Raw genomic sequence first — 26,416 nt, forward strand, 5'->3', positions numbered from 1 at the left:
AGGTGGGATACCGTATGAATCGATCCATTACGATCCTTGGCTCTACGGGATCCATTGGGACACAGACGTTAGACGTGATACGACATTTGGAATACCGCGTCAGTGGATTGGCAGCAGGGACAAATGTGGAACGCTTAGCTCAACAAATCAAGGAATTTCATCCGCAAATCGTTTGTGTTGCGGATGAGGTACATGCGCAAGCGCTCAGGAAATTGATTGGAACTGAAAATGTGGAAATCGTTTACGGAGAAGAAGGACTTTGTGATGTGGCTGCAGAGTCTTCCGCCGATACGGTAGTGACAGCCGTTGTCGGGGCCATGGGGATTAAGCCGACATTGCGGGCCATACAGGCAAAGAAAAATATAGCTCTTGCCAATAAAGAAACATTAGTAAGTGCCGGAGAAATTGTAATGGCAGAAGCGTCCAAACACAATGTGAAAATTCTTCCTGTAGACAGTGAACACAGTGCGATCTTTCAATGTTTGCAAGAGCGGTCGCTATCCCAAGTAAAGCGGCTTTTGCTGACGGCATCCGGCGGTTCTTTTCGAACGTTGACCCGCGAGCAGTTGCATGATGTCACGATTGAAAGTGCCTTGCAGCACCCGAATTGGGTCATGGGCCCGAAAATTACGATTGATTCGGCGACACTTATGAATAAAGGCTTGGAGGTTATGGAAGCAAAATGGCTGTTTTCCATGCCTGTAGATGCGATCGATGTTGTCATTCATCCGCAAAGTGTTGTCCACTCGATGGTGGAATTTGTTGACCATTCCATTCTGGCGCAGCTTGGAACTGCGGATATGCGGATTCCCATTCAATTTGCGCTTGCCTATCCGGAGCGAATGCAGGCGGATTGGCCAAGGCTTGCTTTTCATACATACATGCAGCTCGATTTTTATCCGCCGGATCTGAAACGGTTTCCGGCGCTGTCGTTGGCTTATGATGCACTGCGGATCGGCGGATCACTGCCTGCGGTATTAAATGCTGCAAATGAACGCGTCGTAGAGCATGTACTGCAAGGGCGCGTGCCGTTTTCCAAAATTGAGCTGCATGTGGAAGATGTAATGCAACAGCATCATACGTTATCACATCCAAGCTTGGACGAGATCCTGGAGTCGGACCGCTGGGCGCGCAAGAAGATAGATGAAGCGATTCACAAGCATACACCATCGATGTAACCTGAATGCTTCCCTATTGCTTGCGGTTGCAGCATGTATATGCTATAATTTTCATTGTCTGAGAGAATACTTTAGATGAGTAAAAGAGTGGGGGAACCCACTCTTTGCATTTTATTTACGCCTTTTTCAACTGGGATTTTGGTATTGAATCATGTTTCATGTCGATGATGTGAGTTACACTGCCTGTATACATAGATTTTGTTTAAAGGAGGGTGCACATGGCGAAACGCAAAGTTACGGAAGTCGTTGAAGAACTGGTTCAACCGATCATTGATGAATTTTCTTTGGAATTGGTTGAGATCGAGTACAAAAAAGAGGGAACCCATTGGTTTTTGCGTGTTTTTATTGACCGCCCTGACGGAAATGTCGATATTGAAGATTGCGGGCGTGTCAGTGAACGTTTATCCGAGAAGCTGGATGAAGTCGATCCCATTCCTAATTCGTATTTTTTGGAAGTTTCCTCACCGGGTGCAGAGCGCCCCTTAAAGAAGTTGAAGGATTTTGAGCGGGCCATAGAAAAACATGCATGGATCACTACGTATGAACCGATCAATGGCATGAAATCATTCGATGGGACGATTGCAGAAGTAATGGACGGAACGGTTGCGATACATACAGGGAAAGATACAGTTGCGATACCGTTTGATAAAATCGCCTCGGCTCGTCTCGTTGTCGATTTTTAACATGTTTCAAAGCGGAAATTTCGTTCGCTTGTAAGTAAATGAAAGGGGGAGAAACCAGTTCATGAATACGGATTTCATGGATGCGTTAGAGCAGTTAGAAAAAGAAAAGGGTATTAGTAAAGAGATTTTGATTGAAGCGATTGAAGCCGCATTGATTTCCGGGTACAAACGGAATTTCAACTCCGCACAAAACGTACGTGTCGATATCAATCGCATCAGCGGCAATGTGCGAGTATTTGCGAGGAAAACGGTTGTTGAAGAAGTCGCCGATTCACGCTTGGAGATCTCTCTGGATGCTGCGAAGCAAATCAGCCCTGCGTATCAACTGCAAGATATTGTGGAAATTGAAGTAACACCGCGGGATTTTGGCAGAATCGCCGCCCAAACGGCAAAACAAGTAGTAACGCAAAGAATTCGGGAAGCGGAACGCGGATTGATCTATGAAGCGTTTGTCGATCGGGAAGAAGATATTGTGACTGGTGTTGTGCAACGGCATGATGCATCGAAATATTTTGTTGATTTGGGGAAGGTTGAAGCTTTGTTGCCCTTTCATGAAGTCATGCCAACAGAGCATTTCAAACACAACGATCGAATCAAAGCATATATTACAAAGGTCGAACGCACGACAAAGGGGCCGCAAATCGTTCTGTCCCGCACACATCCCGGGCTTTTAAAGCGATTGTTTGAATTGGAAGTGCCGGAGATCTATGATGGGGTCGTAGAAATCAAGTCGGTTGCCCGTGAAGCGGGGTATCGCTCCAAAATTGCAGTATACGCAAAAAATCCGGATGTGGATCCTGTCGGCGCCTGCGTGGGGCCGAAAGGTGTGCGTGTACAGACCATCGTCAATGAGTTGCGCGGTGAAAAAATCGACATTGTAAAATGGAATGACGAAATTGAAATGTTTGTAGCAAATGCATTAAGTCCGGCAAAAGTGGTCAAAGTGGAAATTTTGGAAGATGAAAAAGTTGCGCGTGTCATCGTGCCGGATTATCAACTGTCTCTTGCCATTGGGAAAGAAGGACAAAATGCCCGTTTGGCTGCCAAACTGACAAATTGGAAAATTGACATTAAAAGTGAGTCGCAAGCAGGTCTTGAACCGAGCACCCGGCTGGACGATGTCGCAGATGATCAGTTCGAACTGTAGGATAACGGACGGTGGTTCAAAATGGTACAAAAACGAATCTCTTTACGAAAATGTGTCGGTTGTCAGGAGATGAAACCGAAACGCAGCCTCATTCGGGTTGTACATACGCCAGCTGATACGATTGAATTGGATCCGACGGGGCGTAAAACGGGACGAGGCGCGTATGTTTGCAGAACTGCGCAATGTTTTCTGGCGGCAAAGAAGAAAAAAGCGTTGGATCGATCGTTAAAAGTTTCCGTTCCGGATCAAGTATACGATGAATTGAGTGCGAATGTACCGCCGGAAGAGGAAGAGAATGAATCATAATTCAAATCAACAAAAGTTTTTTCAATTGTTGGGATTGGCTATGCGTGCCCGATCGATTCTAACGGGAGATGGGACATGTCTGCAAGCCATTCGTCAGGGACAGGCGAAGGCAGCCATTCTCGCAGAAGATGCCGGTCCGAATACGTTTAAAAAATATCATGATAAATGCAGATCGTATCAGGTACCGTTAGTAGTAATGGGGGACAAGGATACGCTCGGCCAGGCGCTTGGCAAAGAACAGCGGGCGGTAATTGTCGTAACACAGGATGGTTTTGCAAACCGTTTGTTAGAATTGGCAAGGGAAAACAACGGGGGTGACGGATTTGACGAAAATGCGAGTCTATGAGTACGCGAAACAACATGAAATAACAAGCAAAGAGCTGATCACAATTTTAAGTCGAATGAATCTTTCTGTGAGCAATCACATGAGTGTGATGGATGATGAAATGATCACAAAAGTGGATCAATTTTTCCGGGATATGAAAGCAAAGCATTCGACAAAGCCAGGGGACCAAGGAAAGCCGCAAGCAACGGGGCACCAAGAAAAACCCAAACAGGCACACCGAGATAACGGAAGTCGACAGGAACAACAGCATCAGCGGAAACAAACTCATCCGCAACAAAGAAACCAATCCCATTCCCGCGGGAATGAACATATGAATGGGAAACAACCGAATGCCAATGCGCGAAAGCACACGGATCGTCCTTTTGCAAACACTTCAAACAATCAGGGGAAACCAATGCAGCAGCAAGGGAAGCAACAAGGTCAATCAGGTCAATCAGGTCAATCAGGTCAATCGAAACCGCCTGTTGTCAACCAGAATATCGTCATGAATTATCAGCCGGACGCATTTGAACTCGACGATGATAAAAAACAGGTGCGGGGAGAAAAAATCAAGAAACAAAAGCCTGGTGTACGTGGACCTGCGGATGGGAAAGAAGCGAATCGCAGCGGTTCCTTTAATAAAGGCGGCAATAACAGGAACAACATGCCAAAAGGAAAGCAAGATCCAAGACGAAGAGATCGCCAGCAGCCGACTGCACCGCAAACTCGACCGGCAGTTCCGGAAGGACCGAAAAAGGTTTCGATTGATTCGCCAATGACTGTTGCTGAAGTCGCAAAATTATTTAAAAAAGAAACGGCAGATGTGATTAAAAAACTGTTGTTCCTTGGCATGATGGCGACGATTAACCAGGAAATCGATACGGATGCGATCGAGTTGCTGGGCGGCGAGTACAACATTGAAGTCGAAGTGCGAGCGCCTCGTGACGAAGAAGCGGAAGACATGCTGGTGGAAGAAGAGGATCCGAGCATCCTCGTGAATCGCCCGCCGGTTGTTACTATTATGGGACATGTGGATCATGGAAAAACTACATTGTTGGATGCGATTCGTGAAACGAAAGTCACAGCCACGGAAGCTGGCGGTATTACCCAACATATCGGGGCATACCAAGTAGAAATCAACAATCGGAAAATTACATTTCTCGATACGCCCGGTCACGCCGCATTTACGACGATGCGTGCACGTGGCGCACAAGTAACGGACATTACGATTTTGGTCGTTGCGGCGGATGATGGCGTCATGCCACAGACCGTTGAAGCGATCAACCATGCGAAAGCGGCCAATGTCCCAATTATCGTTGCTGTCAATAAAATCGATAAACCGGATGCCAATCTGGACCGGATTAAGCAAGAATTGACAGAGCATGGTTTGGTAGCGGAAGAGTGGGGCGGCGAAACGATTTTCGTACCGATCTCGGCGTTAAAGAAACAAGGGATTGAAGAATTGCTGGAAATGATTTTGCTGGTGTCTGAAATGGCAGAACTCAGGGCCAATCCGGATGGTCGTCCGCGTGGTACGATTATCGAAGCGCAATTGGATAAAGCTCGCGGACCTGCAGCAACGGTGCTCGTTCAGAACGGTACATTGAAAGTCGGCGATATTGTTGTTGCCGGTATGACATATGGACGTGTGCGCGCGATGGTCAACGATCGCGGTCGTCGTGTGAAAGAAGCAGGCCCATCTGCGCCAGTGGAGATTATTGGGCTTTCCGATGTGCCGCATGCGGGAGACCAATTTGTCGTATATGACGATGAGCGTAAAGCAAGAGCTTTGACTGAAAAACGTTCCAATAAACTGCGGGCTGCCGAGATGGGTGCACAGACCCGTGTCACGCTGGATGATTTGTATAAACAAATCCAAGAGGGCCAAGTAAAAGATTTGAACGTCATCTTAAAAGCAGACGTTCAAGGATCTGTCGAGGCGTTGCGGGGAGCTTTGGAAAAAATTGATATCGCAGGTGTTCGCGTCCGTGTGATACACCAAGGCGTCGGTGCCATTACCGAGTCGGATATCATTTTGGCAACTGCATCAAACGGGATTGTCCTCGGTTTTAACGTTCGCCCGGAACCGAATGCCGGAAAGATGGCAGAATCGGAAAAAGTGGATGTACGCTTGTATCGGGTCATTTATACGGCGATTGAAGAACTTGAAGCAGCAATGAAAGGGATGTTGGATCCCGAGTACAAAGAAGTGATTATCGGCCATGCGGAGATTCGCCAGACATTCAAGGTATCCAAGGTCGGAACGATTGCCGGTTGTTATGTAACGGAAGGAAAATTGGAGCGCAATGGCGATTGCCGCTTGATCCGGAACGGAATTGTCATTTATGAAGGAAAAGTGGAGACCCTCAAGCGGTTCAAAGACGATGCGCGGGAAGTATTGACAGGTTTTGAGTGTGGATTGACCCTTGAACGTTTCAATGACCTGAAAGAAGGGGACATGATTGAAATGTTTGCAATGGAGGCAGTTAAGGCACACTAAGAGAGACTGGAACATTCAACAATTGGTATTTGTTGCTCTGTGTTCCGAAAAGACAACACTTGGGATGTTCAAAAGGAGTCATTCATGTTTTGAACAGCCTTTATAAGGGGCGAACTTGATGGCGAAGGTACGAGTCAGTCGAGTGGGAGAGCAAATCAAAAAAGAAATCAACGATATCGTCCGTTATGAATTAAAAGACCCACGGATCGGATTTTTGACAATTACTGATGTGGAAGTGTCAGGTGATCTTTCCTACGCAAAAGTATTTATCAGTGTGTTAGGCAAGGAAGAAGAACGGGATCATACCTTGCAGGCATTGGTGCGGGCGAGCGGCTTTATCCGTTCGGAATTGGGGAAACGGCTGCGCATTCGGCATACACCGGAACTCAGCTTCTCATTAGATCGATCTTTGGATTACAGTGAACGAATTCATGATGTATTGCGCAGTTTGGATACCGAATAGAAAACAGGTGATGCGTGTTGATGGCCTCGGAATTGGCAGCAGCTGCACAGTTCATTCAGATTCATGATTCCTTTATGATCCTTGTTCACGTACGCCCCGATGGGGACGCGATCGGCGCTGCATTAGCATGTGCACACATGTTGAGTCATCTTGGAAAATCCTGTCGCTTGGTACATGAGTCGGCAATTCCTGTAAAGTATCAGTTTTTGCCGCTGTCGGATCGGTTTGAAGTATTTGAAGCCATATCCCCTGTTGAGGCGGTGATTGCAGTTGACTGTGGCGACCGGAAACAGATGGGCAAAGGGATTCAGGCGATTGGAGTGGACACACAGTTGTTAAATATCGATCATCATCGTACAAATGATCGATTTGGGACTGTAAATCTAGTCGATATGGAAGCGGCTGCTACTTGCCAAATTCTCTATCATTTGGCAAAAACACTGGATGTTCCGTTCTTTCCGGAGTTGGCAGTATGTATTTATACCGGTATTTTGTTCGATACAGGCGGTTTTCGATACAGCAACACAACACAAGAAATCCATGCGATCGGTGCTGAGATGATCGCCGCCGGCGTATCGCCGTATGATGTTTCCGATCGCGTATTGGAAACTTTTACATGGCCCCAATTACAATTGTTGAAAGAATGTCTTCCTACGATTCAAAGGGATGACAGCGGAAAGCTTGCATGGATCGTAACCACCCGCCATGTGTTGGAGTTGACGAAGGCACGGGAAGATGAGTGTGAAGGACTTGTCGATTTTGCCAGAAACATTGAAGGCGTGGAAGTGGGAGTGGCATTCCGTGAATCTGGGGATGGACGGATTAAAGTGAGCTTACGCAGCAAATATTATGTAGACGTTAGTGAAATTGCGGTGGAATTTAGCGGCGGCGGTCATGCCCGGGCTGCCGGATGCATGGTTGAGGGGTCATTAAAAGAAGTGATGGAAAAGGTCTTAACGGCTGTTCAAACTCGTTTGACTGAGGCTTAATACGATGAGATCAGGAATTGTTATCATTCATAAAGAAAAAGGGATGACGTCACATCAAGTGGTAGGTCAAGTCCGGCGGATTTTGCACGAGCGTAAAATTGGTCATTCTGGAACACTGGATCCGGATGTGACAGGAGTTCTACCTTTATGTATCGGACAAGCCACTAGACTGATAGAATACATTCAAGATCAGGACAAATCCTATCGTGCGGAAATGACGCTTGGGTACTCTACGGCCACACAAGATGCAAGCGGTGAATTGGTTGCGCAAGGGTCACCTGACGGAATCACAGAAGAGCATGTGCAGCATGCATTCGAACATTTTCAAGGATGGATTTGGCAAACGCCGCCCGCGTATTCTGCGTTAAAAGTACAGGGAAAGCGGGCGTATGAGTTGGCTCGCGCTGGCGAAGAAGTGCATTTGCAGAAACGTCGAGTTCACATTTACGAGATCAAGCTTGTATCATTCCAGACAAGCAACGATGAAGTGAAAGTACTATTTGATGTGACGTGTTCCAAAGGCACATATATTCGGACGATTTGCCACGACATCGGCGCATGGCTAGGCTGTCCGGCGCATATGTCAGGCTTGGTACGGACGCGCTCGGGACCTTTTTCATTGGGAGAAGCATATACTCTTGCAGAAGTTCAGAGCGCGATGAATGAGGGGGATATCGGACGGGTCATTCGTGCGCCTCGTGCGGCTGTTGCACATTTACCCGTATGGCAGGTAAGTGAGGGACTCGAGAAGCGGATGCGATCCGGACAATCGATTTCATTAGCGCCGCTGCAATTGCATAGACGATGGCCACAGGATTGTTTGATCCAGGTCGTCAGCCATACGGATGATTTGATTGCCATTTATCGCATCGCGCATAATGAGCATGGGTCAGATGTTGCCAAGCCCGAAAAAGTGTTTTCGTAAACGAGGAGGAGAATCATGGACATCCTGCACATCGATCATGGAACACAGGTACGGGTTCTCCCGTCTGTAGTGACAATCGGTAATTTCGACGGAGTACATATAGGACATCAACAACTGTTAAAGCGTGCTGTTGAATTGGCAAATCAAAAAGGAATCCGTGCATCTGTCATGACGTTTTCTCCTCATCCGCGGCAAGTTTTGGGGCATGGTACGCAATACGACCATTCCCTGACACCCCGATCACAAAAATTGTCACTGTTTTCGAGTATGGGGATTGACTATGTATTTCTGATTAGTTTTACAAAAGAGTTTGCCAATGTTCCAGCAGAGCAATTTGTGAAGTCGTTTATTTTTGAAAATGAAATCCAGCACGTAATTGTCGGATTTGATTTTACTTTTGGTCCAGGCGGCAAGGCAAATGCACAAATGCTAAAAGAGATGTGCGCCCCCCGAAACATTCCGGTAGAGATTCTCCCGCCTGTCAATCTGTATGGCGAGAAAGTAAGCAGTTCACTGGTGCGGGAAAAATTGCAATATGGCGATATCCGTCTGGTTCGGGAATTGCTCGGGCGTCCGTATATGATTTCCGGAAAAGTGGTTCATGGAGAAGGACGGGGCAGGACGATTGGCTTTCCTACAGCCAATATCGTATTGGAAGATAAATATGTGGAGCCTCGTACCGGCGTGTATGCCGTCAAAGTTGAGTACGATGGTGCGATTCATAATGGAGTTATGAATATCGGTTTTAAGCCGACGTTTGTTCAGAACAGCAAGCAACTCTCTTTGGAAGTGCATCTTTTTGACTTTCAGGAAGATTTATATGATATAAGCATTGAAGTTTACTTCATCGATTTTATCCGACCGGAGCAACGTTTCTCATCTGCGGATGAATTGATATGCCAGATTGGGAAAGATTGCAAAGCTGCTTTGGTTGCATTGGAAGAACAGGATTTTCTGTGAAATCATGTGATTCTAGGACATTCCTCGATGTGAATAGATATTAATGATATGAATGATATGACGAATGCTTGCATGTGTTGCTTTACTAATGATTCTATGTTTGCTATACTAGTACACATTGCTAGGCTTCGGACGTTTTCCTGCAACCGTACATGTACTGTGTGAAGGAGGATGCACCTATGGGCCCGGGCGTTACGAATCATCAAGATGAGCAATTGTTGAATATTTGTCGGGAAGTTGCAAAAATCTGTTGCAGTTCCGAGTTCAAAAAGTTGTACCGCGAAATGTCGCGCTACTACCGCAAATCGGGAATCATGCATGCAAAACGGATTGCCTATCAAGATGCGCTTTTTTCGATGGTTATCGAGTATCAACAAGAGTCGAATCATCTCAGGCTGAACTTGATGTGATCGCTATGCGGGTCATCGTATCCGGTCATGCTCGCAGACGTTTGCAAGAAGATCGTCAACGAGGTATTTCTGTCAACGATATTGTCAAAGCTGTTAAGGGGATTCCAGGAACGATCCCGATTGCTACAAGATTTCGCGGATTTGTCTCGACAAATGGACGCGGATTTGATATTGTTGCTAAGGATATCTTGCAAGGTCGCCTGGTCATTACAGTGATTGGCAAGTAACCCAAGCGCGGTGGAGCGACGACTCCGACGTCTACTTTGCTTGGGGGGTTACAGGTGAAAAGGAGGTGAAGATGTCGTGGCATTGACGACAGATCGTAAACAAAACTTAATTGGCGAATTTAAAGTTCACGACACAGATACAGGATCCCCGGAAGTGCAAATCGCGATCCTGACTGAAAAGATCAATTATTTGAACGAACATTTGCGCGTTCACAAAAAAGATCACCATTCCCGTCGCGGTCTTTTAAAAATGGTTGGTCATCGTCGTAACTTGTTGAATTATCTTCGGAAAAAAGATGTAACTCGTTATCGTGTGTTGATCGATAAGCTTGGACTTCGTAAATAAGAAGCGGGTTTCCCGCTTCTTATTTTTACATGGAGGGTTTGGTAAGCCTTTCAAAGATATTTAAAAATTTCCACTGAAGGAAACCAACTGAATGATGCAGAATAAAAGCTGTAACATCAGATTTTCGAAAGCAGTCGATATTTGCAATTTTGCGGAATGCTTCAAGAACGCAAATTCAGACAGATGGAACTTATGAAAGGAGGATTTTGTATACATATGCATCGTTTTGAGATGGAATTTGCCGGCAGACCGTTGGTTTTGGAAACCGGAAAACTGGCAAAACAAGCAAATGGCGCCGTATTGTGCAAATACGGGGATACTGCCGTACTTTGTACGGTGACAGCATCAAAAGAACCGAAAGATCTTGATTTTTTCCCATTGACAGTGAATTATGAAGAACGTTTGTATGCAGTTGGAAAAATTCCCGGAGGATTTATTAAAAGGGAAGGAAGGCCGAGTGAAAAAGCCATTTTGGCAAGTCGTCTGATCGACCGCCCGATTCGTCCGCTGTTTCCGGAAGGATTTCGAAACGAGGTGCAAGTGGTTTCGATCGTCATGTCTGTCGATCAGGACTGTGCGCCGGAGATTGCGGCAATGGTTGGATCATCTGCTGCGTTATCGATTTCCAATATTCCTTTTGACGGGCCGATTGCCGGTGTGATCGTAGGAAGGATCGATGGACAGTTTATCATCAATCCTACTGTGAAAGAAGCGGAGAAAAGCGATCTGCATCTTGTCGTTGCAGGTTCCAAGGATGCAATCGTGATGGTCGAAGCAGGCGCGCAAGAAGTGCCGGAAGAAGTGATGTTGGAAGCAATCATGTATGGGCATGAACATATCAAGAAAGTAGTTGCATTTCAGGAACAGATGGCCGCTGAGGCTGGACAAGCCAAAATGGATGTCGTGCTGCATGCAGTCGATCAGGATATCAATACAGTGGTTCGGGAAATGGCAACGGAGCAGCTGAAGCAAGCGATCAAGACAGTGGAGAAGCATGCGCGGGAAGATGCGATTGATGCTGTCAAGGCGGAAGTCCATGCGGCATTGGATGAGCAATATCCCGATCTGGTGGACGATATTTCGGAAGTTCTCTATGATATTGTGAAAGAGCAGGTCCGCCATGCGATCGTATTTGAACATTCCCGTCCGGATGGCCGGGGGTTGGACGAAATTCGTCCGATTTCCAGTGAAGTTTCACTGCTGGCCCGAACACACGGAAGCGGATTGTTTACGCGGGGACAAACGCAAGCACTGTCGATTTGCACACTTGGCGCCCTCGGTGATGTACAAGTGTTGGATGGATTGGACTTGGAAGAATCCAAACGTTTCATGCATCATTACAATTTTCCGCCTTTCAGCGTGGGAGAAGCCCGTGCGCCCCGTGCGCCGAGCCGCCGCGATATCGGGCATGGTGCATTAGGGGAAAGGGCGCTCGAAGCTGTCATTCCTTCGGAAGATGTGTTTCCATATACGATCCGTCTGGTGTCTGAAGTGCTGGAATCCAATGGATCGACGTCACAGGCGAGCATCTGTGCCAGTACATTGGCGATGATGGATGCAGGCGTTCCCATCAAAGCGCCTGTTGCCGGCGTAGCGATGGGTTTGGTAAAAGAAGGCGACCATGTCGCTGTATTAACGGATATTCAAGGCATGGAAGACCATTTGGGCGACATGGATTTTAAAGTGGCAGGTACGGCTGAAGGCGTTACTGCATTGCAAATGGATATAAAAATTAAAGGCATCAATCGCGAGATTTTAAAGCAGGCATTGGAGAAAGCACATGCGGGCCGGATGTTTATTCTTGGCAAGATGCTGGAAGCTCTCAATCAGCCCCGCGAGGAATTGTCCCGCTTTGCGCCGCGTATTATCACGCTGCGGATCAACCCTGATAAAATTCGCGAAGTCATTGGCCCGGGCGGGCGTGTCATCAATAAAATTATCGAGGAAACCGGCGTCAAAATCGACATCGAACAAGATGGCCGCATTTTTATCGCTGCACAGGAAATGGAGTCCGGCGAAAAAGCGCGCAACATGATTGAAGGCATTGTGCGCGAGGTGGAAGCCGGTCAGACGTACACAGGACGAGTGACGCGGGTGGAGAAATACGGTGCATTTGTTGAAGTTCTTCCCGGCAAGGAAGGATTGGTGCATATATCCCAATTGGCGGAAGAGCGTGTAGGAAAAGTAGAGGATGTCGTATCCGTCGGCGATCAAATCCTTGTAAAAGTTACGGAAATCGATTCGCAAGGACGAATCAATTTGTCCCGCAAAGAAGCTTTAAAAGAAATGAAGCAATAAATCAAACTCGAAATGCAAACTCAATATTGAACATGTAAACAAGAGACAGAGGAATCTGCCTCTTATTTCATTTGTATGAACCAACCGCTTCTTGCGCACGTTAACAAATGGCGAGAAGAAGGAAGTTTGGGAGGTTCAAGAATGAAATATATAAATGTATCAAAACAGTTGCATATTCTACGGTTGCATATTCACACGCATAGCAAGTATTGGAAGTCGATTTGGTGTTGCATGATTGTTTTTCCGCTGCTGTGCCATTCGTCAGTTTTCGCCAATACGCTGCAAGAGCAGGATGGAATCCAACATACCGTTCATCAGCTGGCGCAACAGTTGAAAAAAGAGCCGATCGATGCAAAGATGGATCCGGTTTGGAAAGCGATTCCTGGTTTAAATGGGCTGGAAGTAGAGGAAACTGCGACAATTGAGCGCCTTAAGCTCCATAAAGATCGCTCCAAACCGTTTTCCCCTGTCTTTAAACAAATTCCGCCCAACCGCACGCTGCAAGATTTGATGCCTGCACCCATCTATCGCGGAAATCCTGAAAAGAAACAAATGGCGTTGATGATCAATGTCGCATGGGGTGAGGAATATTTGCCTTCCATCCTTGAAACATTGGGAAACGAGCATGTGAAAGCGACATTCTTTTTTGACGGATCGTGGTTGTCGAAACACCCGGACCTGGCCAAGGAAATTGTGCGAAACGGGCATGATTTCGGGAATCATGGCTATCATCATTTGGACATGGATCGAATATCAATAGCCAAAATGAATCAGGAAATTACGGATACGAATGAGCAAATCAAACGCGCCATTGGTCAGTCTACACGCCTGTTCGCACCGCCTTCCGGAGCGTTTAATCAAACACTCGTAAAACAGGCTTTCAAGCATCAGATGCACACCATTCTTTGGACATTGGATACGGTGGATTGGAAACGGCCGCCTGCTCGTGTGATTGTGCAAAGAATCGTCCCGCGCGCCCAAAATGGCGCAATGGTCTTGATGCATCCGACTGCACCGACAGCAGCGGCGTTAAAAACCATGATACCCGCATTAAAAGCAAAAGGATACCAACTGGTTACTGTATCGGAACTTTTGAGTCCGCATCGTCCGGAGCCTTTAGTAAATATAGCAAATGTACATCCCTAGACAAGCATGCGAATCCAAACAATGCGATTCCAAATATGTTGTAGTTCCAACATCCTTTTGTTATACTAACAAAAGTTACTAAAAACTACCGTTTTCAAGAGGATGTTGCAAATGAAAACAGCCTCTTAGCGACTATATTTGACATGCTTGTTTAAGGAGGATTCTCTTGATTCATCGAGAGTTATTACCAAACGGTTTGCGGGTTGTCGTCGAGGAAATTCCATCGATGCGATCTGTTTCATTAGGTGTATGGGTGGGAACCGGGTCCCGCTTTGAAAATGAAAAGAATAACGGCATATCGCATTTTATCGAACATATGTTTTTTAAAGGCACCAAAAATAAAACAGCCCGGCAATTGGCGGAAGTTTTTGACAGCATTGGCGGTCAGGTGAATGCGATGACCTCAAAGGAATATACCTGCTATTATGCCCGTGTACTGGATGAACATTTTGAGGTGGCTTTGTCGACATTGGCGGATATGTTTTTTCAATCGATATTTGCCGCAGAAGAAGTGGAAAAAGAGAAAAAAGTTGTCATTGAAGAAATCAACATGTACGAAGATACGCCAGATGAACTGGTACATGATCTTTTGTCATCTGTCGTGTTTCAAGGACATTCCCTCGGGTATACAATTTTGGGCCCGGAAGAAAATTTAAAGAGTTTCACTCGCAATGATATTCTGGAATATATGTCCAATCATTATACGCCGGACAATACGGTGATTGCAATTGCCGGCAACGTATCGTCAAAAGATGCGATTGCACAGGTTTTGAAACTGTTTGGCCACTTTAGCGGCAAGCGTATGATCAAGGGAGGGCTTGCACAGCCTGTATTCCATGTAGATCGGGTATTGCGGCAAAAAGACACGGAGCAAGCGCATATCTGTCTGGCCACAAAGGGGTACCCTTTGGATGACAAACATGCCTATCCGCTGATTCTGTTGAACAATGCGCTCGGCAGCAGTTCCAGTTCCCGTCTCTTTCAGGAAATTCGGGAAGAGCGGGGTATGGCGTATTCTGTCTATTCCTATCATTCCAGCTATCAGGATATCGGGATGTTTGGCGTCTATGTCGGGACGAATCCGGAGCAGATGGATGAAGTCGTCGCATTGACAACATCCATTCTTCATGATGTGCAAACAAACGGAATCTTTGACGAAGAATTGAAGAAGGCCAAGGATCAGGTGAAAGGTTCTTTGATGCTAAGTCTCGAAAGCACGAGCAGCCGGATGAGCCGAATCGGGAAAAATGAATTATTGCTGCAGCGGCAGATTTCTTTGGATGAAACGGTTGAACAGATAAACGCAGTGACACCCGAACAAATTCAACAAGTCGCGCATGAATTGTTTAGCCAGCCGATCGCCATTACTGCAGTAGGGCCTTTGCAGCAGTTGCCGGGAGTAAAGAAATAGGAGCAAAGAAATTATGGAAACGTTACAGGTCGACATTGTGAAAGTGCCGGGCAATGAAGATTTGCCGTTGCCTGTCTATATGACCGAGCAGGCAGCGGGCATGGATTTGCTGGCTGCGGTTCGAGAACCGACCGTTATCCCGCCTGGTCAATCGATGATGATTCCCACGGGCATCTCCATTGCACTGCCGGTCGGCTATGAAGCGCAAATACGTCCACGCAGCGGTTTGGCATTCAAGCATGGGATCACCACATTAAACAGTCCGGGTACAATTGATGCGGATTACCGCGGTGAAATCGGCGTGATTCTGATCAATCACGGTCACACTGCGTTCGTTGTGGAGCGAGGCATGCGCATTGCCCAAATGGTTGTCACATCCTATACAAAAGTTGCATGGAATTCAATTTCCAGCCACACAGATATGACAGACCGAGGTTCCGGCGGTTTTGGGCATACAGGTTTGTAAGCATCCACATTTGTGGGTGCTTTTTTCGTTCACCGCCCAGAACCCATTTGCATACTATGTGGTAGCCCATGATCCTAGGCAATATTGGTGCAAATTGATCTTGAGTATTGAAAAATCGTATGTATCGCGTAAAATGTTTTGAAAGGGGTTGCCCACTGTGTTAACAGGAATCAAGGTGGCGTTCGTCGGTGGAGATGCGCGTATCATCGAAGTCATTCGCTATATGATCGACAAAGATGCGACGGTTGCCCTGATCGGCTTTGACGAGATTGTCAAGCAATTCCAAGGCGTTGATCACATAAAAGCGGTGACGCCTGAATCATTTGCAGATGCAGATGTGGTGGTTTTGCCGGTAGCAGGCACGGATGAACGCGGTGTAATCGAAGCAAACTATTCACCCCATCCGATCGTCTTGACGGATGAACACTTTGCGGCAATGCCAAAGCATTGTAAAATTGTAACTGGTATCGCCCGCAAATATTTAGAAGATGCGTGTGAGAAATATCAGCTTTCGTTGATCAAATTAATGGAATTGGATGAAGTGGCGATTCTCAATTCGATTCCTACGGCAGAAGGAGCGATACAGTTAGCCATCCAGCATACAGATATAACCATTCATGGTTCGAATTCGATCGTGCTTGGATTTGGGAGGTGTGGTATCACATTAAGTCGCATGCTTGCTGCACTTGGCTCCCATGTGAAAGTGGGTGCACGCAAGCCTGCCGATTTGGCGCGTATTCAGGAGATGAACCTTGAAGCGTTTGGCGTGGGAGATTTGGCTCTGCATATCGGGGAAGCGGATATGATTTTTAACACCATTCCGGCATTGATTTTAAATGCCGATATGCTCTCCCGGATGCCGCGCAGTTGTGTTGTTATCGATATCGCATCGAAACCGGGAGGAACGGATTTTCGATTCGCCGAAAGACGGGGGATCAAAGCAATTTTGGCACCAAGTTTGCCTGGGATTGTGGCACCGAAAACGGCAGGTCAAATCATTGCAAAAACACTTGGCCGCCTGCTTCGGAAACAAGAATCGTCCTGGGGGAATGAAGCATGAATATCGCTGGAAAAACCATCGGTTTTGGGATTACAGGAAGCCATTGCACCTATGCGGAGGTATTTCCGGAAATTGAACGTTTGGTCAATGCGGGAGCAACGGTTGTTCCAATACTTTCCTATACAATGATCCATACATCCACACGTTTCGGTGAAGCAGGGGAATGGGCAGAGAAGATCGAAAAAGTAACTGGACAAAAACCGATCGCTACTATCCCGGATGCGGAGCCTTTGGGGCCCTCGAAACGGTTGGACTGTTTGGTGATTGCTCCTTGCACCGGTTCCACACTTGCCCGTTTGGCAAATGCAATTACCGACTCGGCGATTCTAATGGCAGCCAAAGCGACGATCCGCAATGACCGCCCCGTTGTCATCGGGATTTCTACAAATGACGGATTGGGTTTGAATGCGGCGAATCTCGCAAAACTTCTGGCAGCAAAGAATTTTTATTTTGTACCTTTTGGTCAAGATGATCCGGATAAAAAAATGAATTCTTTGGTGGCGCGTATGAATATGATTTTACCAGCCTGTGAAAGCGCGTTGGAAAAGAAACAAATTCAACCGCTGCTGGTTGAAAAATTTCGAGATTTGGCAAAGTAAATGCAACAGGGCAAAACAGATAAAAAGAAGATTGGAGTTGTACTGAATGGAGAGAAAAGAGCGGTATAATGTGGCTGTAGTTGGAGCAACGGGAGCAGTCGGACAGAAGATGATTCAAACATTGGAAGATCGCAATTTTCCTGTAGAAATCTTAAAACCGCTTGCATCTGCCCGTTCTGTCGGACAATTCGTTTCGTTTCATGGGCAGCAGATTGCAGTAGAAGAAGCGACTCCGGAAGCATTTGAAGGCATCGATTTCGCCTTATTCAGCGCCGGCGGCAGCGTAAGCCTGCGATTGGCGCCGGAAGCGGCAAAACGCGGGGCGATTGTGATCGACAACACCAGCGCATTCCGGATGGATCCGAACGTTCCGCTGGTGGTGCCGGAAGTCAATGCGGAGGCGATTGCCGCGCATAATGGAATCATTGCAAATCCGAATTGCTCGACAATTCAAATGGTCGTAGCACTCAAACCGATTTACGACGCATTTGGCATCGACAAAATTGTCGTTTCCACATACCAGGCCGTTTCCGGAGCGGGTCAAAAAGCGATCGACGAATTGGAGCAGCAAGTTCGCGGATATGCCACAGGCGAGCTATTGCAGGCAAACGTGCTGCCGGTGTCTTCGCTGCCTGTGCATCATCAAATCGCGTTTAATGCCATACCGCAAATCGATGTATTTGAAGAGAATGGATACACCAAGGAAGAAATGAAAATGGTCAACGAGACGAAGAAAATCTTTAATGATCCAACCATACAAGTCACGCCGACAGCAGTTCGGATTCCGGTTGTTTTCGGCCATTCGGAAAGTGTTTTTGTGAAGACAAAGCGTCCGTTTACCATGGATGCGGTTCGGGAGTTGCTTGAGCAAGGGGAAGGTATTGTCGTGGTCGACGATCCGGCCAGCCAAAAGTATCCGTTGGCGACAGAGGCTGCTGGCAAAAGAGAAGTATTTGTCGGCCGTTTGCGAAAAGATCTTTGGGATGAGAATGCATTCAATATGTGGGTCGTTTCCGATAATGTATTAAAAGGCGCAGCTTGGAACGCAGTACAAATTGCAGAAACCATCATCAGCGACTTGGCTTGAGGTGGGAAAATACCATGCGGATTTTAGTGCAAAAATTTGGCGGTACTTCATTGGCAACTGAAGAAATGCGTTTGAAAGCAGTTGAACATGTGGAAGCTGCCATTGCGGAAGGATATCGTGTCGTTGTCGTAGTTTCTGCGATGGGGCGGCGGGGAGATCCTTACGCGACAGATACGTTATTAAGTCTTGTTTCCCATTCGGACGCGTTGGCGAAACGTGAACTGGATTTGCTCATGTCCTGTGGCGAGTTGATTTCCGGCGTGGTTTTTGCCGGCATGTTGAGAAAGCGCGGAAGAGAAACGTCTGTATTGACAGGTGAGCAGGCGGGAATCGTGACAAGTGATGATTTTTCCAATGCACAAATCCAAACCATTCGTACCGCTCGCATTTTGCAGGAGATGGAAAAAGGCAGGATCGTTGTCGTTACAGGTTTTCAGGGGGCGACTGCCGATGGCGAGACGACGACTCTGGGCCGCGGCGGTAGCGATACGACAGCGACTGCCTTGGGTGTTGCATTAGACGCTGAGTATGTGGACATTTTTACAGATGTGGAAGGAATTATGACGGCTGATCCGCGAATTGTGGATGAAGCAAGGCAATTAAAGCGTGTCACGTATACGGAGATTTGCAATCTGGCATATCTTGGCGCAAAAGTCATTCATCCGCGGGCTGTTGAAATTGCCATGCAGAAAAACATACCGATCCGTGTGCGATCGACAGCTTCACAGGATGCGGGGACGCTTGTGACGAGCGCCACAGATGTGATGGAAGGAAGCAGGTTGACGGATCGCGTTTTGACAGGTGTGACACAAACTGCGAACGTGACCCAAATCAGAATCTCGCGTACGCCCGACAGCCCGTTTGATCTGCCGTTGCGCGTATTTGACGCCATGGCAAACAACGAGATCAGCGTCGATTTTATTAATGTAACCCCAAATGAAATTTTATATACGGTTACTGACATGGAAGCAGAGAAAGCAATACGGCTGTTGAAGCAATCTGACATTGCGGCGGAAATTCGGCCCGGATGCGCCAAAATCGCTGCCGTTGGCGCCGGTATTCACGGCGTACCGGGCGTTTTGGCAAAAATTGTCGAAGCGCTTACGGAGCAGGAAATCGAAATTCTGCAAACGGCAGATTCCCATACGACCATTTGGTGTCTGGTGCGCGGGGAAGATATGGTAGCAGCTGTTCGTGCTTTGCATCAAAAGTTTGCATTGCATAAATAGCGAATGAATGGTACAAAAAGTGTATCTGATATTTATACGGTGGTGACTCAGGATGGATTTTGGTCGGGTAGTTACCGCGATGGTAACACCGTTCAACGAACAGGGGATCGATGAGGAAAATTTGCCACTTCTCATCGAACATCTGATTTCTAACGGTACAGACAGTGTTGTAGTGGCAGGTACGACGGGTGAATCCCCTACACTTACACACGATGAAAAATTGCGCTTGTTCGAACGTGTCGTAACGTTGGCAAATGGTCGTATTCGAGTAATTGCAGGAACAGGAACAAATGATACGGCAAGCAGCATCCGGTTGGCAAAAGAAGCGGAAGCATGCGGCGTGGATGGTTTGTTATTGGTTGCCCCATATTACAACAAACCGTCGCAAGAAGGATTGTACCAGCATTTTCGTGCGATTGCCGCAAGTACGGCGATTCCGATCATGTTATACAATATTCCCGGCCGCACATCGATCAATATTAACGCTGAGACCATATTGCGCCTGGCGGAGATCGACAACATTGTAGCAGTGAAAGAATCCAGCGGGAATCTCTCGCAAGTATCGAATATTATCCGCCGGAAACCACGGGATTTCCGCGTGTATTCCGGCGATGACTATTTATTGCTGCCGATCTTGGCAATCGGCGGGCATGGAATTGTCAGCGTCGCTTCACATGTGGCGGGAAAACCGATTGCCGATATGATTTCAAACTATTTGGAGGGGCGTACAGATCAGGCAACAGAACTGCACAATCGGTTGCTGCCGCTGTTTGAGGGATTGTTTATCACGTCAAATCCCGTTATGGTCAAGTTTGCATTAAATGATTCAGGGATTCCTGTCGGCGGCGTCCGGCTGCCGCTTGTTCGAGAGACAGACGAACAAAGAGACTATATGCGCAACATTCTGCAAGATATCCAAGATCTTATATAAAGCCGAACTTGGCGCTTCAGCGCCTAGTGAGACTTATCCTGTGGGTAAAGCCGAACTTGGCGCTTCAGCGCTTGAGTCGAGACTTATCCTTTGGGTAAAGCCGAACTTGGCGCTTCATGATAAAGTGCGAACTGTCAGAATTGATTCTGGCAGTTTTTTTATGATTGAAAACGACAATCCGTGAAAATGCGTATCGTAGGATGAATGATTCAGAACAAGGCATACTATTCCTTAAGTAGGTTCGCTTGTTTCGTTGTGCGGTATGATGTATAATTTTCTCAAGTGACTGGTACGGGTTTGGTTACACGTTTCCTAAGTCAGCGGAATAGATTCGGAGGTGTTGAATTGAGTAAGACCAACAACAAATTGTCGATCATTCCACTGGGCGGTGTTGGAGAGATCGGCAAAAATATGACCGCGTATTGCTATGGCAACGATATTATTGTCGTAGATGCCGGGTTGAAATTCCCTGAAGAAGAAATGTTAGGAATTGATATGGTAATTTCTGATATTACATATTTGATTGAAAACAGATCAAAGGTGCGGGGATTATTTTTAACACACGGGCATGAAGATCATATTGGCGGACTTGCCTACTTTCTCAAGCATTTAAATATTCCGGTATACGGAACTCGCCTGACGCTTGGTTTGGTTGAAGGGAAATTAAGGGAGCACGGATTAACGGAATCCACCAAATTGATTACAATTACAAACCGCAGCAATATCAAACTCGGTGCATTTCAAGTATCCTGTTTTCATGTCAATCATAGCATTCCTGATTCGGTTGGATTCGCCATTGAATGCCCTGAAGGGATTATTGTGCACACAGGTGATTTCAAATTCGACTATACACCGGTAGATGGTCGGTTGGCAGATTATTACAAACTCGCTGAACTGGGAGAACGCGGAGTTCTCGTTTTATTATCGGACAGCACGAACGCAGAGCGGCCAGGCTATACGATGTCGGAACGGACGGTTGGTTCAACAATCGATGATACATTCCGTGAAGCGACGAGCCGAATTATATTGGCTACTTTCGCCTCCAATATCCATCGGATCCAACAAGTGTTCGAAGCGGCAGAACGGTATGGCAGGAAAGTGGCTGTCGTCGGCAGAAGTATGGTGAACAATATTTCCATAGCGATGGATCTTGGTTACCTTCGTGTAGCGAAAGGAACATTGATTGATGCGGATGATATCAATCGGATTCCGCCGGAAAAACTTATGATTTTGACTACGGGCAGCCAGGGAGAGCCGATGGCTGCATTGACTCGCATGGCGCGTGCAACACATCGGAAAGCGGAAATTTTACCGGGAGATACGGTCATTATCGCTTCAAATCCGATTCCCGGGAATGAAAAATACATCTCGCGTACGATTGACCAATTGTTCCGAATTGGCGCCAATGTTATTTATCAGTCCATTTCTGGTGTGCATGTGTCCGGTCACGGCAGCCAAGAAGAATTGAAATTGATGCTGAATTTAATCAAGCCCAAATATTTTATACCTGTTCACGGCGAATTCCGCATGTTGAAGCGCCATAGTGAGCTGGCAGTATCCACCGGCGTCAGTGAAGAGAATATATTTATTACAGACATCGGCGATGTCATCGAATTCCAAAATGGCCGTGGCCGTTTGGCGGCAAAAGTGACTGCCGGAACCGTTTTAATTGACGGATTGGGAGTTGGCGATGTCGGCAATATCGTATTGCGAGATCGAAAATTGCTGTCACAAGACGGTATTTTGGTTGTCGTGGTAACACTTGCCAAGCAAGACGGCACGATTCTCTCCGGTCCTGATATTATTTCACGCGGTTTTGTGTATGTTCGTGAATCGGAAGAATTATTGGAAGAAGCGAATCGAATTGTAACATCTACATTACATCGATTGGTGGCAGAAAATGTAAATGAGTGGTCATCTTTAAAAACGGGCGTTCGTGATGCATTGGGCAGATTTTTGTTCGAACAGACACGTAGGCGTCCGATGATTCTGCCGATTATTATGGAAGTGTAAATCCGGAACATATAAACCCGTATAAGCATCTTTTTACAAACCCAACGTACTTTTGTACGTTGGGTTTGTATGTTTTGGGGACTCTTCCCTCATACTATGCGTATGCATGTGAGTACATATCAAGTGTAGGGAGTGTGTCCGATATGCCGAAGCAAGACAATATCCCGGAGGAATCTCCAATGGAACCAGCACAGCCAGACACAAATGAAGCTGCCGCGATTAAAAACAATATTGAGAGTCTCGGACAAACAAACGTTGCCGGCAGCGCAGAGTCCAATATATATTCGATTTCCGTGATTGGACAAATTGAGGGTCATGTAGTTTTGCCTCCACAAAATAAAACAACAAAATACGAACACATTATTCCGCAATTGATTGCAGCCGAGCAAAATGACAAGATTGAAGGCGTGCTTATTATTTTAAATACGGTTGGCGGGGATGTGGAAGCCGGACTTGCCATTGCGGAAATGATCGCATCCATTACAAAACCGACCGTTACCCTTGTATTGGGAGGCGGCCACAGTATCGGCGTGCCCATTGCCGTTGCATCCGACTATTCGTTTATTGCGGAAACAGCGACAATGACCATACACCCCATTCGTTTGACCGGATTGGTCATCGGTGTACCCCAATCCTTTGAATACCTGGAAAAAATGCAGGAACGAGTGATTCGTTTTGTCACAACGCATTCCAAAATCAACGAACAAAAATTCCGGGAATTGATGCTGACGACCGGTGAATTGGCCCGTGATATCGGTACTACCGTCGTTGGCAAAGATGCAGTCCAATATGGTTTGATCGATGCCATTGGCGGTGTCGGCCCATCGATCCGCAAGTTAAACGAGCTTATCGAACAATATCGAATGGAACGGACAAAAGTAGGTGTTGTCATGTGATTTTGTGGACGATCATTCCTACGGAAGATGTATTCAGCGGATACGGTGCAACAAAACCAACCTACAAAGAGATTCGGCAAGGGCATATGACCATGATTGTCGAACCGGATGCAGAAGGGTATGGGACACTCGTACGACTCATCAGCCCCGATTGCAATGATTATTTAAATCCCGCCTTGGCGCCGGGCGCAAAAATTCGTTTGTAAACGGGGGAACAAAAAGACGTCAAGACTTCTTGATGCTTTACAAGCAGGATTTTAAGGTTTGTTAGAGAAAGATATCAATACAACTTCGTGCAGGCACCCATGGGGTGCCCTTTTCTTGCTCATTTGCTCTAGCAATCATTGGCCTGCTTGAAAGGAACTGGAATATGGCAAAAAAGAAAATTCGGGCGAAAAAACAAATCGCAAAAGGGTCTTTTATTAAATACGAAACGATCGGCTTATTGATCGTAACCGTTTCGGCGTTAGGCCTGGCAGATCTTGGCTGGGTAGGGAAGGCTGCCGATTATATCAGTATTTTTTTGGCAGGGGACTGGCATTTTTTACTGCCGCTGTATTTCATCTATCTCGCCATATATATCATGATAAAACGTGGACCGATCACTTGGACATTGCGCCAATCCGGGCTGCTTTTGCTTTTATTGATCGTTCTTACCTGGAGCCATCTCAATGTGTATACGGCGTTGCTTGACCAACATCCGGACACGAAACCGGATCTGTTTCAGGTAACGATCGATAATATCCATCAACTGTATAAATCGGAAACGACCATCATCGATGCCAACAAGCCGGCAATACCTGTAACGGCCGGCGGCGGTTTGATCGGATATATGTTGTTTTCGGCGACACATTATCTGTTTGATACCACAGGTACGCTGATTGTCCTGATTACAGGCCTGCTGATTGGTTTGATCATGATAACCAAACGATCCCTTGTCATGACCGTTCGCAAATGGAACCGCTCCGTTTATGAACGGATAAATAACGGAATGCGCAAGCTGTCTCCTTTATTCAAATTGAAAAAACGAAACAAACGTTCCGGCAAAGGTGTTGCAATTCCCATTAAATATACGCCACGTGCTGACGTATTTGCGACGGAGGATCTGGATGGCACACATGAACCGTCCGATTTCTCACCGCTTCATGAGGTGACAAACGAATTGCTGATTAACGATTTTGCCGATCAGATCCCGCAGGTCAATACATCTGCAGAAGAATCGACACATATTGAGACAAATCCGGCGGAATCCCGGATTACGATTCGTTGGCCGGAACGAAATGCAAAATCTGCAGGCGCTGATTTCAAATCGGGCAAGCATGCAGATGACTCCAGGCAAGAATCGTCGGCAATTCAGCCAATAACGTTTGAAAATGCCCACGAGCTTCCCTATGAGTTGCCGGGATATCATTTGCTGGATTTGCCGAAAAATAATCGCAGTTCCGTTGATCAGAAGGATTTGACAGCGAATGCAAAAAAACTGAAAACTACATTGGAAAGTTTCGGAGTCCTTGTGAGTGTCAATGAAATTCATCGGGGACCCACTGTGACACGCTATGAGATTCAACCGGCAGTAGGCGTAAAAGTCTCCCGAATTGTCAATCTGGCAGATGACCTTGCACTTGCATTGGCGGCGCGCGACATTCGAATTGAAGCGCCGATTCCCGGAAAATCAGCGATTGGAATTGAAGTTCCCAACCTGGAAGTTGCCGTTGTAAGCTTGCGGGAAGTTTTGGAAACGTCAGAATTTCAAAATGCAGAGTCAAAGCTGACCATTGGATTCGGCCGGGATATTTCCGGTACGCCGATTATCGGCAATTTGGCCAAAATGCCGCATCTTTTGGTGGCGGGCGCCACCGGATCCGGGAAGAGTGTGTGCATCAACGGGATCATTACAAGTATTTTGTTTCGGGCAAAGCCTTATGAAGTCAAATTTATCCTGATCGATCCGAAAATGGTCGAATTAAATGTATACAACGGAATTCCGCATTTATTGACACCTGTGGTGACAGATCCCAGAAAAGCTGCGTATGCATTAAAGAAAGTGGTAGCGGAAATGGAATCGCGCTATGAGTTGTTCGCAAAAGAGGGAACACGGGACATTGACCGATATAATGTTCTTGCGGTGGAAAAAGGGGAAACGCCATTGCCATATATTGTCGTAATTATCGATGAGTTGGCCGATCTGATGATGGTTGCACCGGGAGACGTGGAAGATGCGATTTGCCGGATCGCACAAATGGCGCGCGCGGCAGGCATTCATTTGATCGTTGCGACACAGCGGCCTTCTGTGGACGTTATTACAGGCGTAATTAAAGCGAATATCCCATCCCGGATTGCGTTTGCCGTATCGTCACAGGCGGATTCCAGGACGATTCTCGACGGTGGAGGTGCAGAAAAATTGTTGGGACGGGGGGATATGTTGTATCTTCCGGCAGGGGCTTCGAAGCCGGTTCGCGTGCAGGGAGCGTTTTTGTCCGACCAGGAAGTGGAGCAAGTCGTTCATTTTGTTAAGCAACAGCAACCTCCCTCCTACACTGTCGATCTCACGTCACCGGCAGAAGACGTACAGAAGAAACAAGAGAGCGTGGATGATTTGTTTTATGATGCCGTACGCCTGGTGGTAGAATCCCAGCAAGCTTCCGTATCGATGTTGCAAAGGCGCTTGAAAGTGGGGTATGCAAGAGCCGCAAGACTTGTCGACCAGATGGAAGAGCGAGGCATTGTCGGGCCTTTTGAAGGTTCGAAACCGCGGGATGTGCTGTTGACAAAAGAACAGTTGGAACAGATGGACAACGCCGGCTAGTCTGAAACTCCAGAG

General features: G+C 46.8%; 26 protein-coding genes. All 26 read left to right on the top strand.

The annotated features are described in order from the left end of the window. Positions 1-14 precede the first annotated feature (14 nt). Positions 15-1,178 (top strand): 1-deoxy-D-xylulose-5-phosphate reductoisomerase, encoded by a 1,164-nt coding sequence (locus LSG31_RS16050; RefSeq protein ID WP_347436076.1) that lies wholly within the window; start codon positions 15-17, stop codon positions 1,176-1,178. Between the two features lie 218 nt (positions 1,179-1,396). Beyond that, complete coding sequence (gene rimP / locus LSG31_RS16055; RefSeq protein ID WP_347436077.1) at positions 1,397-1,861, top strand: ribosome maturation factor RimP; 465 nt, start codon at positions 1,397-1,399, stop codon at positions 1,859-1,861. 61 nt (positions 1,862-1,922) lie between these two features. After that, a complete protein-coding gene (gene nusA / locus LSG31_RS16060; protein ID WP_347436078.1) occupies positions 1,923-3,008 on the top strand; it encodes a transcription termination factor NusA in 1,086 nt (361 codons plus the stop codon). A 21-nt stretch (positions 3,009-3,029) separates the two neighbouring features. Then, positions 3,030-3,314: an RNase P modulator RnpM gene (rnpM, locus tag LSG31_RS16065; RefSeq protein ID WP_347436079.1), complete on the top strand. Its 285-nt coding sequence runs from the start codon at positions 3,030-3,032 to the stop codon at positions 3,312-3,314. Then, the gene (locus tag LSG31_RS16070) at positions 3,304-3,660 is read left to right on the top strand and encodes a L7Ae/L30e/S12e/Gadd45 family ribosomal protein (RefSeq protein WP_347436080.1); all 357 of its coding nucleotides are present in this window, start codon (positions 3,304-3,306) and stop codon (positions 3,658-3,660) included. Before rnpM ends, LSG31_RS16070 begins: the two co-directional genes overlap by 11 nt. Then, a complete protein-coding gene (infB, locus tag LSG31_RS16075) occupies positions 3,647-6,139 on the top strand; it encodes a translation initiation factor IF-2 (RefSeq protein ID WP_347439537.1) in 2,493 nt (830 codons plus the stop codon). The genes LSG31_RS16070 and infB overlap by 14 nt, the downstream gene beginning before the upstream one ends. A 118-nt stretch (positions 6,140-6,257) precedes the next feature. Beyond that, positions 6,258-6,602 (top strand): 30S ribosome-binding factor RbfA, encoded by a 345-nt coding sequence (gene rbfA / locus LSG31_RS16080; protein WP_347436081.1) that lies wholly within the window; start codon positions 6,258-6,260, stop codon positions 6,600-6,602. Positions 6,603-6,622: 20 nt separating this feature from the next. Next, positions 6,623-7,591 carry a DHH family phosphoesterase gene (locus LSG31_RS16085; RefSeq protein WP_347436082.1) on the top strand — a complete coding sequence of 323 codons (969 nt, stop codon included), beginning with the start codon at positions 6,623-6,625 and terminating at the stop codon, positions 7,589-7,591. A gap of 4 nt (positions 7,592-7,595) precedes the next feature. Next, positions 7,596-8,516, top strand: coding sequence for a tRNA pseudouridine(55) synthase TruB (truB, locus tag LSG31_RS16090; RefSeq protein WP_347436083.1), 921 nt, complete (start codon positions 7,596-7,598; stop codon positions 8,514-8,516). A 15-nt stretch (positions 8,517-8,531) separates the two neighbouring features. Further along, entirely contained in the window at positions 8,532-9,476 is a 945-nt protein-coding gene (locus LSG31_RS16095; protein ID WP_347436084.1) for a bifunctional riboflavin kinase/FAD synthetase, read from the top strand. Between the two features lie 179 nt (positions 9,477-9,655). Further along, positions 9,656-9,886: a hypothetical protein gene (locus tag LSG31_RS16100; protein WP_347436085.1), complete on the top strand. Its 231-nt coding sequence runs from the start codon at positions 9,656-9,658 to the stop codon at positions 9,884-9,886. 5 nt (positions 9,887-9,891) lie between these two features. Further along, on the top strand, positions 9,892-10,113 hold the full coding sequence (locus LSG31_RS16105) for a hypothetical protein (protein WP_347439538.1): 222 nt from the start codon (positions 9,892-9,894) through the stop codon (positions 10,111-10,113). A gap of 76 nt (positions 10,114-10,189) precedes the next feature. Continuing rightward, entirely contained in the window at positions 10,190-10,459 is a 270-nt protein-coding gene (gene rpsO, locus LSG31_RS16110; protein ID WP_347436086.1) for a 30S ribosomal protein S15, read from the top strand. 216 nt (positions 10,460-10,675) lie between these two features. Next, entirely contained in the window at positions 10,676-12,757 is a 2,082-nt protein-coding gene (gene pnp, locus LSG31_RS16115) for a polyribonucleotide nucleotidyltransferase (protein ID WP_347436087.1), read from the top strand. 141 nt (positions 12,758-12,898) lie between these two features. After that, entirely contained in the window at positions 12,899-13,903 is a 1,005-nt protein-coding gene (locus LSG31_RS16120; RefSeq protein ID WP_347436088.1) for a polysaccharide deacetylase family protein, read from the top strand. A gap of 166 nt (positions 13,904-14,069) precedes the next feature. Then, positions 14,070-15,314, top strand: coding sequence for a M16 family metallopeptidase (locus LSG31_RS16125; protein WP_347436089.1), 1,245 nt, complete (start codon positions 14,070-14,072; stop codon positions 15,312-15,314). Positions 15,315-15,327: 13 nt separating this feature from the next. Then, a complete protein-coding gene (gene dut / locus LSG31_RS16130) occupies positions 15,328-15,780 on the top strand; it encodes a dUTP diphosphatase (protein WP_347436090.1) in 453 nt (150 codons plus the stop codon). 157 nt (positions 15,781-15,937) lie between these two features. Next, positions 15,938-16,840 (top strand): dipicolinate synthase subunit DpsA, encoded by a 903-nt coding sequence (dpsA, locus tag LSG31_RS16135; RefSeq protein WP_347436091.1) that lies wholly within the window; start codon positions 15,938-15,940, stop codon positions 16,838-16,840. Further along, positions 16,837-17,439 carry a dipicolinate synthase subunit B gene (locus LSG31_RS16140; RefSeq protein ID WP_347436092.1) on the top strand — a complete coding sequence of 201 codons (603 nt, stop codon included), beginning with the start codon at positions 16,837-16,839 and terminating at the stop codon, positions 17,437-17,439. Before dpsA ends, LSG31_RS16140 begins: the two co-directional genes overlap by 4 nt. A 46-nt stretch (positions 17,440-17,485) precedes the next feature. After that, positions 17,486-18,526, top strand: a complete 1,041-nt coding sequence (locus LSG31_RS16145) for an aspartate-semialdehyde dehydrogenase (RefSeq protein ID WP_347436093.1) — start codon at positions 17,486-17,488, stop codon at positions 18,524-18,526. Positions 18,527-18,540: 14 nt separating this feature from the next. After that, positions 18,541-19,755 carry an aspartate kinase gene (gene dapG / locus LSG31_RS16150; RefSeq protein WP_347436094.1) on the top strand — a complete coding sequence of 405 codons (1,215 nt, stop codon included), beginning with the start codon at positions 18,541-18,543 and terminating at the stop codon, positions 19,753-19,755. A gap of 52 nt (positions 19,756-19,807) precedes the next feature. Then, a complete protein-coding gene (dapA, locus tag LSG31_RS16155) occupies positions 19,808-20,686 on the top strand; it encodes a 4-hydroxy-tetrahydrodipicolinate synthase (RefSeq protein ID WP_347436095.1) in 879 nt (292 codons plus the stop codon). A gap of 345 nt (positions 20,687-21,031) precedes the next feature. Beyond that, positions 21,032-22,699, top strand: a complete 1,668-nt coding sequence (locus LSG31_RS16160) for a ribonuclease J (protein ID WP_347436096.1) — start codon at positions 21,032-21,034, stop codon at positions 22,697-22,699. Positions 22,700-22,878: 179 nt separating this feature from the next. Beyond that, positions 22,879-23,595 (top strand): ClpP family protease, encoded by a 717-nt coding sequence (locus tag LSG31_RS16165; protein WP_347439539.1) that lies wholly within the window; start codon positions 22,879-22,881, stop codon positions 23,593-23,595. After that, complete coding sequence (locus LSG31_RS16170) at positions 23,592-23,801, top strand: YlzJ-like family protein (protein WP_347436097.1); 210 nt, start codon at positions 23,592-23,594, stop codon at positions 23,799-23,801. The genes LSG31_RS16165 and LSG31_RS16170 overlap by 4 nt, the downstream gene beginning before the upstream one ends. Before the next feature lie 164 nt (positions 23,802-23,965). Next, positions 23,966-26,401 (top strand): FtsK/SpoIIIE family DNA translocase, encoded by a 2,436-nt coding sequence (locus LSG31_RS16175; protein ID WP_347436098.1) that lies wholly within the window; start codon positions 23,966-23,968, stop codon positions 26,399-26,401. The last annotated feature ends 15 nt before the right edge of the window (positions 26,402-26,416 follow it).

The organism is Fodinisporobacter ferrooxydans (assembly GCF_022818495.1).
In the GTDB taxonomy this organism is placed as follows: Bacteria; Bacillota; Bacilli; order Tumebacillales; family MYW30-H2; genus Fodinisporobacter; species Fodinisporobacter ferrooxydans.

Bases quoted from the DNA above. Each gene is read 5' to 3' on its own strand.
- LSG31_RS16070 (WP_347436080.1), top strand. From the start codon at position 3,304: ATGAATCATAATTCAAATCAACAAAAGTTTTTTCAATTGTTGGGATTG.
- infB (WP_347439537.1), top strand. From the start codon at position 3,647: ATGCGAGTCTATGAGTACGCGAAACAACATGAAATAACAAGCAAAGAG.
- rimP (WP_347436077.1), top strand. From the start codon at position 1,397: ATGGCGAAACGCAAAGTTACGGAAGTCGTTGAAGAACTGGTTCAACCG.
- dut (WP_347436090.1), top strand. From the start codon at position 15,328: ATGGAAACGTTACAGGTCGACATTGTGAAAGTGCCGGGCAATGAAGAT.
- LSG31_RS16145 (WP_347436093.1), top strand. From the start codon at position 17,486: ATGGAGAGAAAAGAGCGGTATAATGTGGCTGTAGTTGGAGCAACGGGA.
- LSG31_RS16165 (WP_347439539.1), top strand. From the start codon at position 22,879: ATGGAACCAGCACAGCCAGACACAAATGAAGCTGCCGCGATTAAAAAC.
- LSG31_RS16085 (WP_347436082.1), top strand. From the start codon at position 6,623: ATGGCCTCGGAATTGGCAGCAGCTGCACAGTTCATTCAGATTCATGAT.
- dapG (WP_347436094.1), top strand. From the start codon at position 18,541: ATGCGGATTTTAGTGCAAAAATTTGGCGGTACTTCATTGGCAACTGAA.
- rbfA (WP_347436081.1), top strand. From the start codon at position 6,258: ATGGCGAAGGTACGAGTCAGTCGAGTGGGAGAGCAAATCAAAAAAGAA.
- LSG31_RS16175 (WP_347436098.1), top strand. From the start codon at position 23,966: ATGGCAAAAAAGAAAATTCGGGCGAAAAAACAAATCGCAAAAGGGTCT.
- LSG31_RS16050 (WP_347436076.1), top strand. From the start codon at position 15: ATGAATCGATCCATTACGATCCTTGGCTCTACGGGATCCATTGGGACA.
- LSG31_RS16120 (WP_347436088.1), top strand. From the start codon at position 12,899: ATGAAATATATAAATGTATCAAAACAGTTGCATATTCTACGGTTGCAT.
- dapA (WP_347436095.1), top strand. From the start codon at position 19,808: ATGGATTTTGGTCGGGTAGTTACCGCGATGGTAACACCGTTCAACGAA.
- rnpM (WP_347436079.1), top strand. From the start codon at position 3,030: ATGGTACAAAAACGAATCTCTTTACGAAAATGTGTCGGTTGTCAGGAG.
- LSG31_RS16100 (WP_347436085.1), top strand. From the start codon at position 9,656: ATGGGCCCGGGCGTTACGAATCATCAAGATGAGCAATTGTTGAATATT.
- pnp (WP_347436087.1), top strand. From the start codon at position 10,676: ATGCATCGTTTTGAGATGGAATTTGCCGGCAGACCGTTGGTTTTGGAA.
- truB (WP_347436083.1), top strand. From the start codon at position 7,596: ATGAGATCAGGAATTGTTATCATTCATAAAGAAAAAGGGATGACGTCA.
- LSG31_RS16095 (WP_347436084.1), top strand. From the start codon at position 8,532: ATGGACATCCTGCACATCGATCATGGAACACAGGTACGGGTTCTCCCG.
- LSG31_RS16140 (WP_347436092.1), top strand. From the start codon at position 16,837: ATGAATATCGCTGGAAAAACCATCGGTTTTGGGATTACAGGAAGCCAT.
- LSG31_RS16105 (WP_347439538.1), top strand. From the start codon at position 9,892: ATGCGGGTCATCGTATCCGGTCATGCTCGCAGACGTTTGCAAGAAGAT.
- nusA (WP_347436078.1), top strand. From the start codon at position 1,923: ATGAATACGGATTTCATGGATGCGTTAGAGCAGTTAGAAAAAGAAAAG.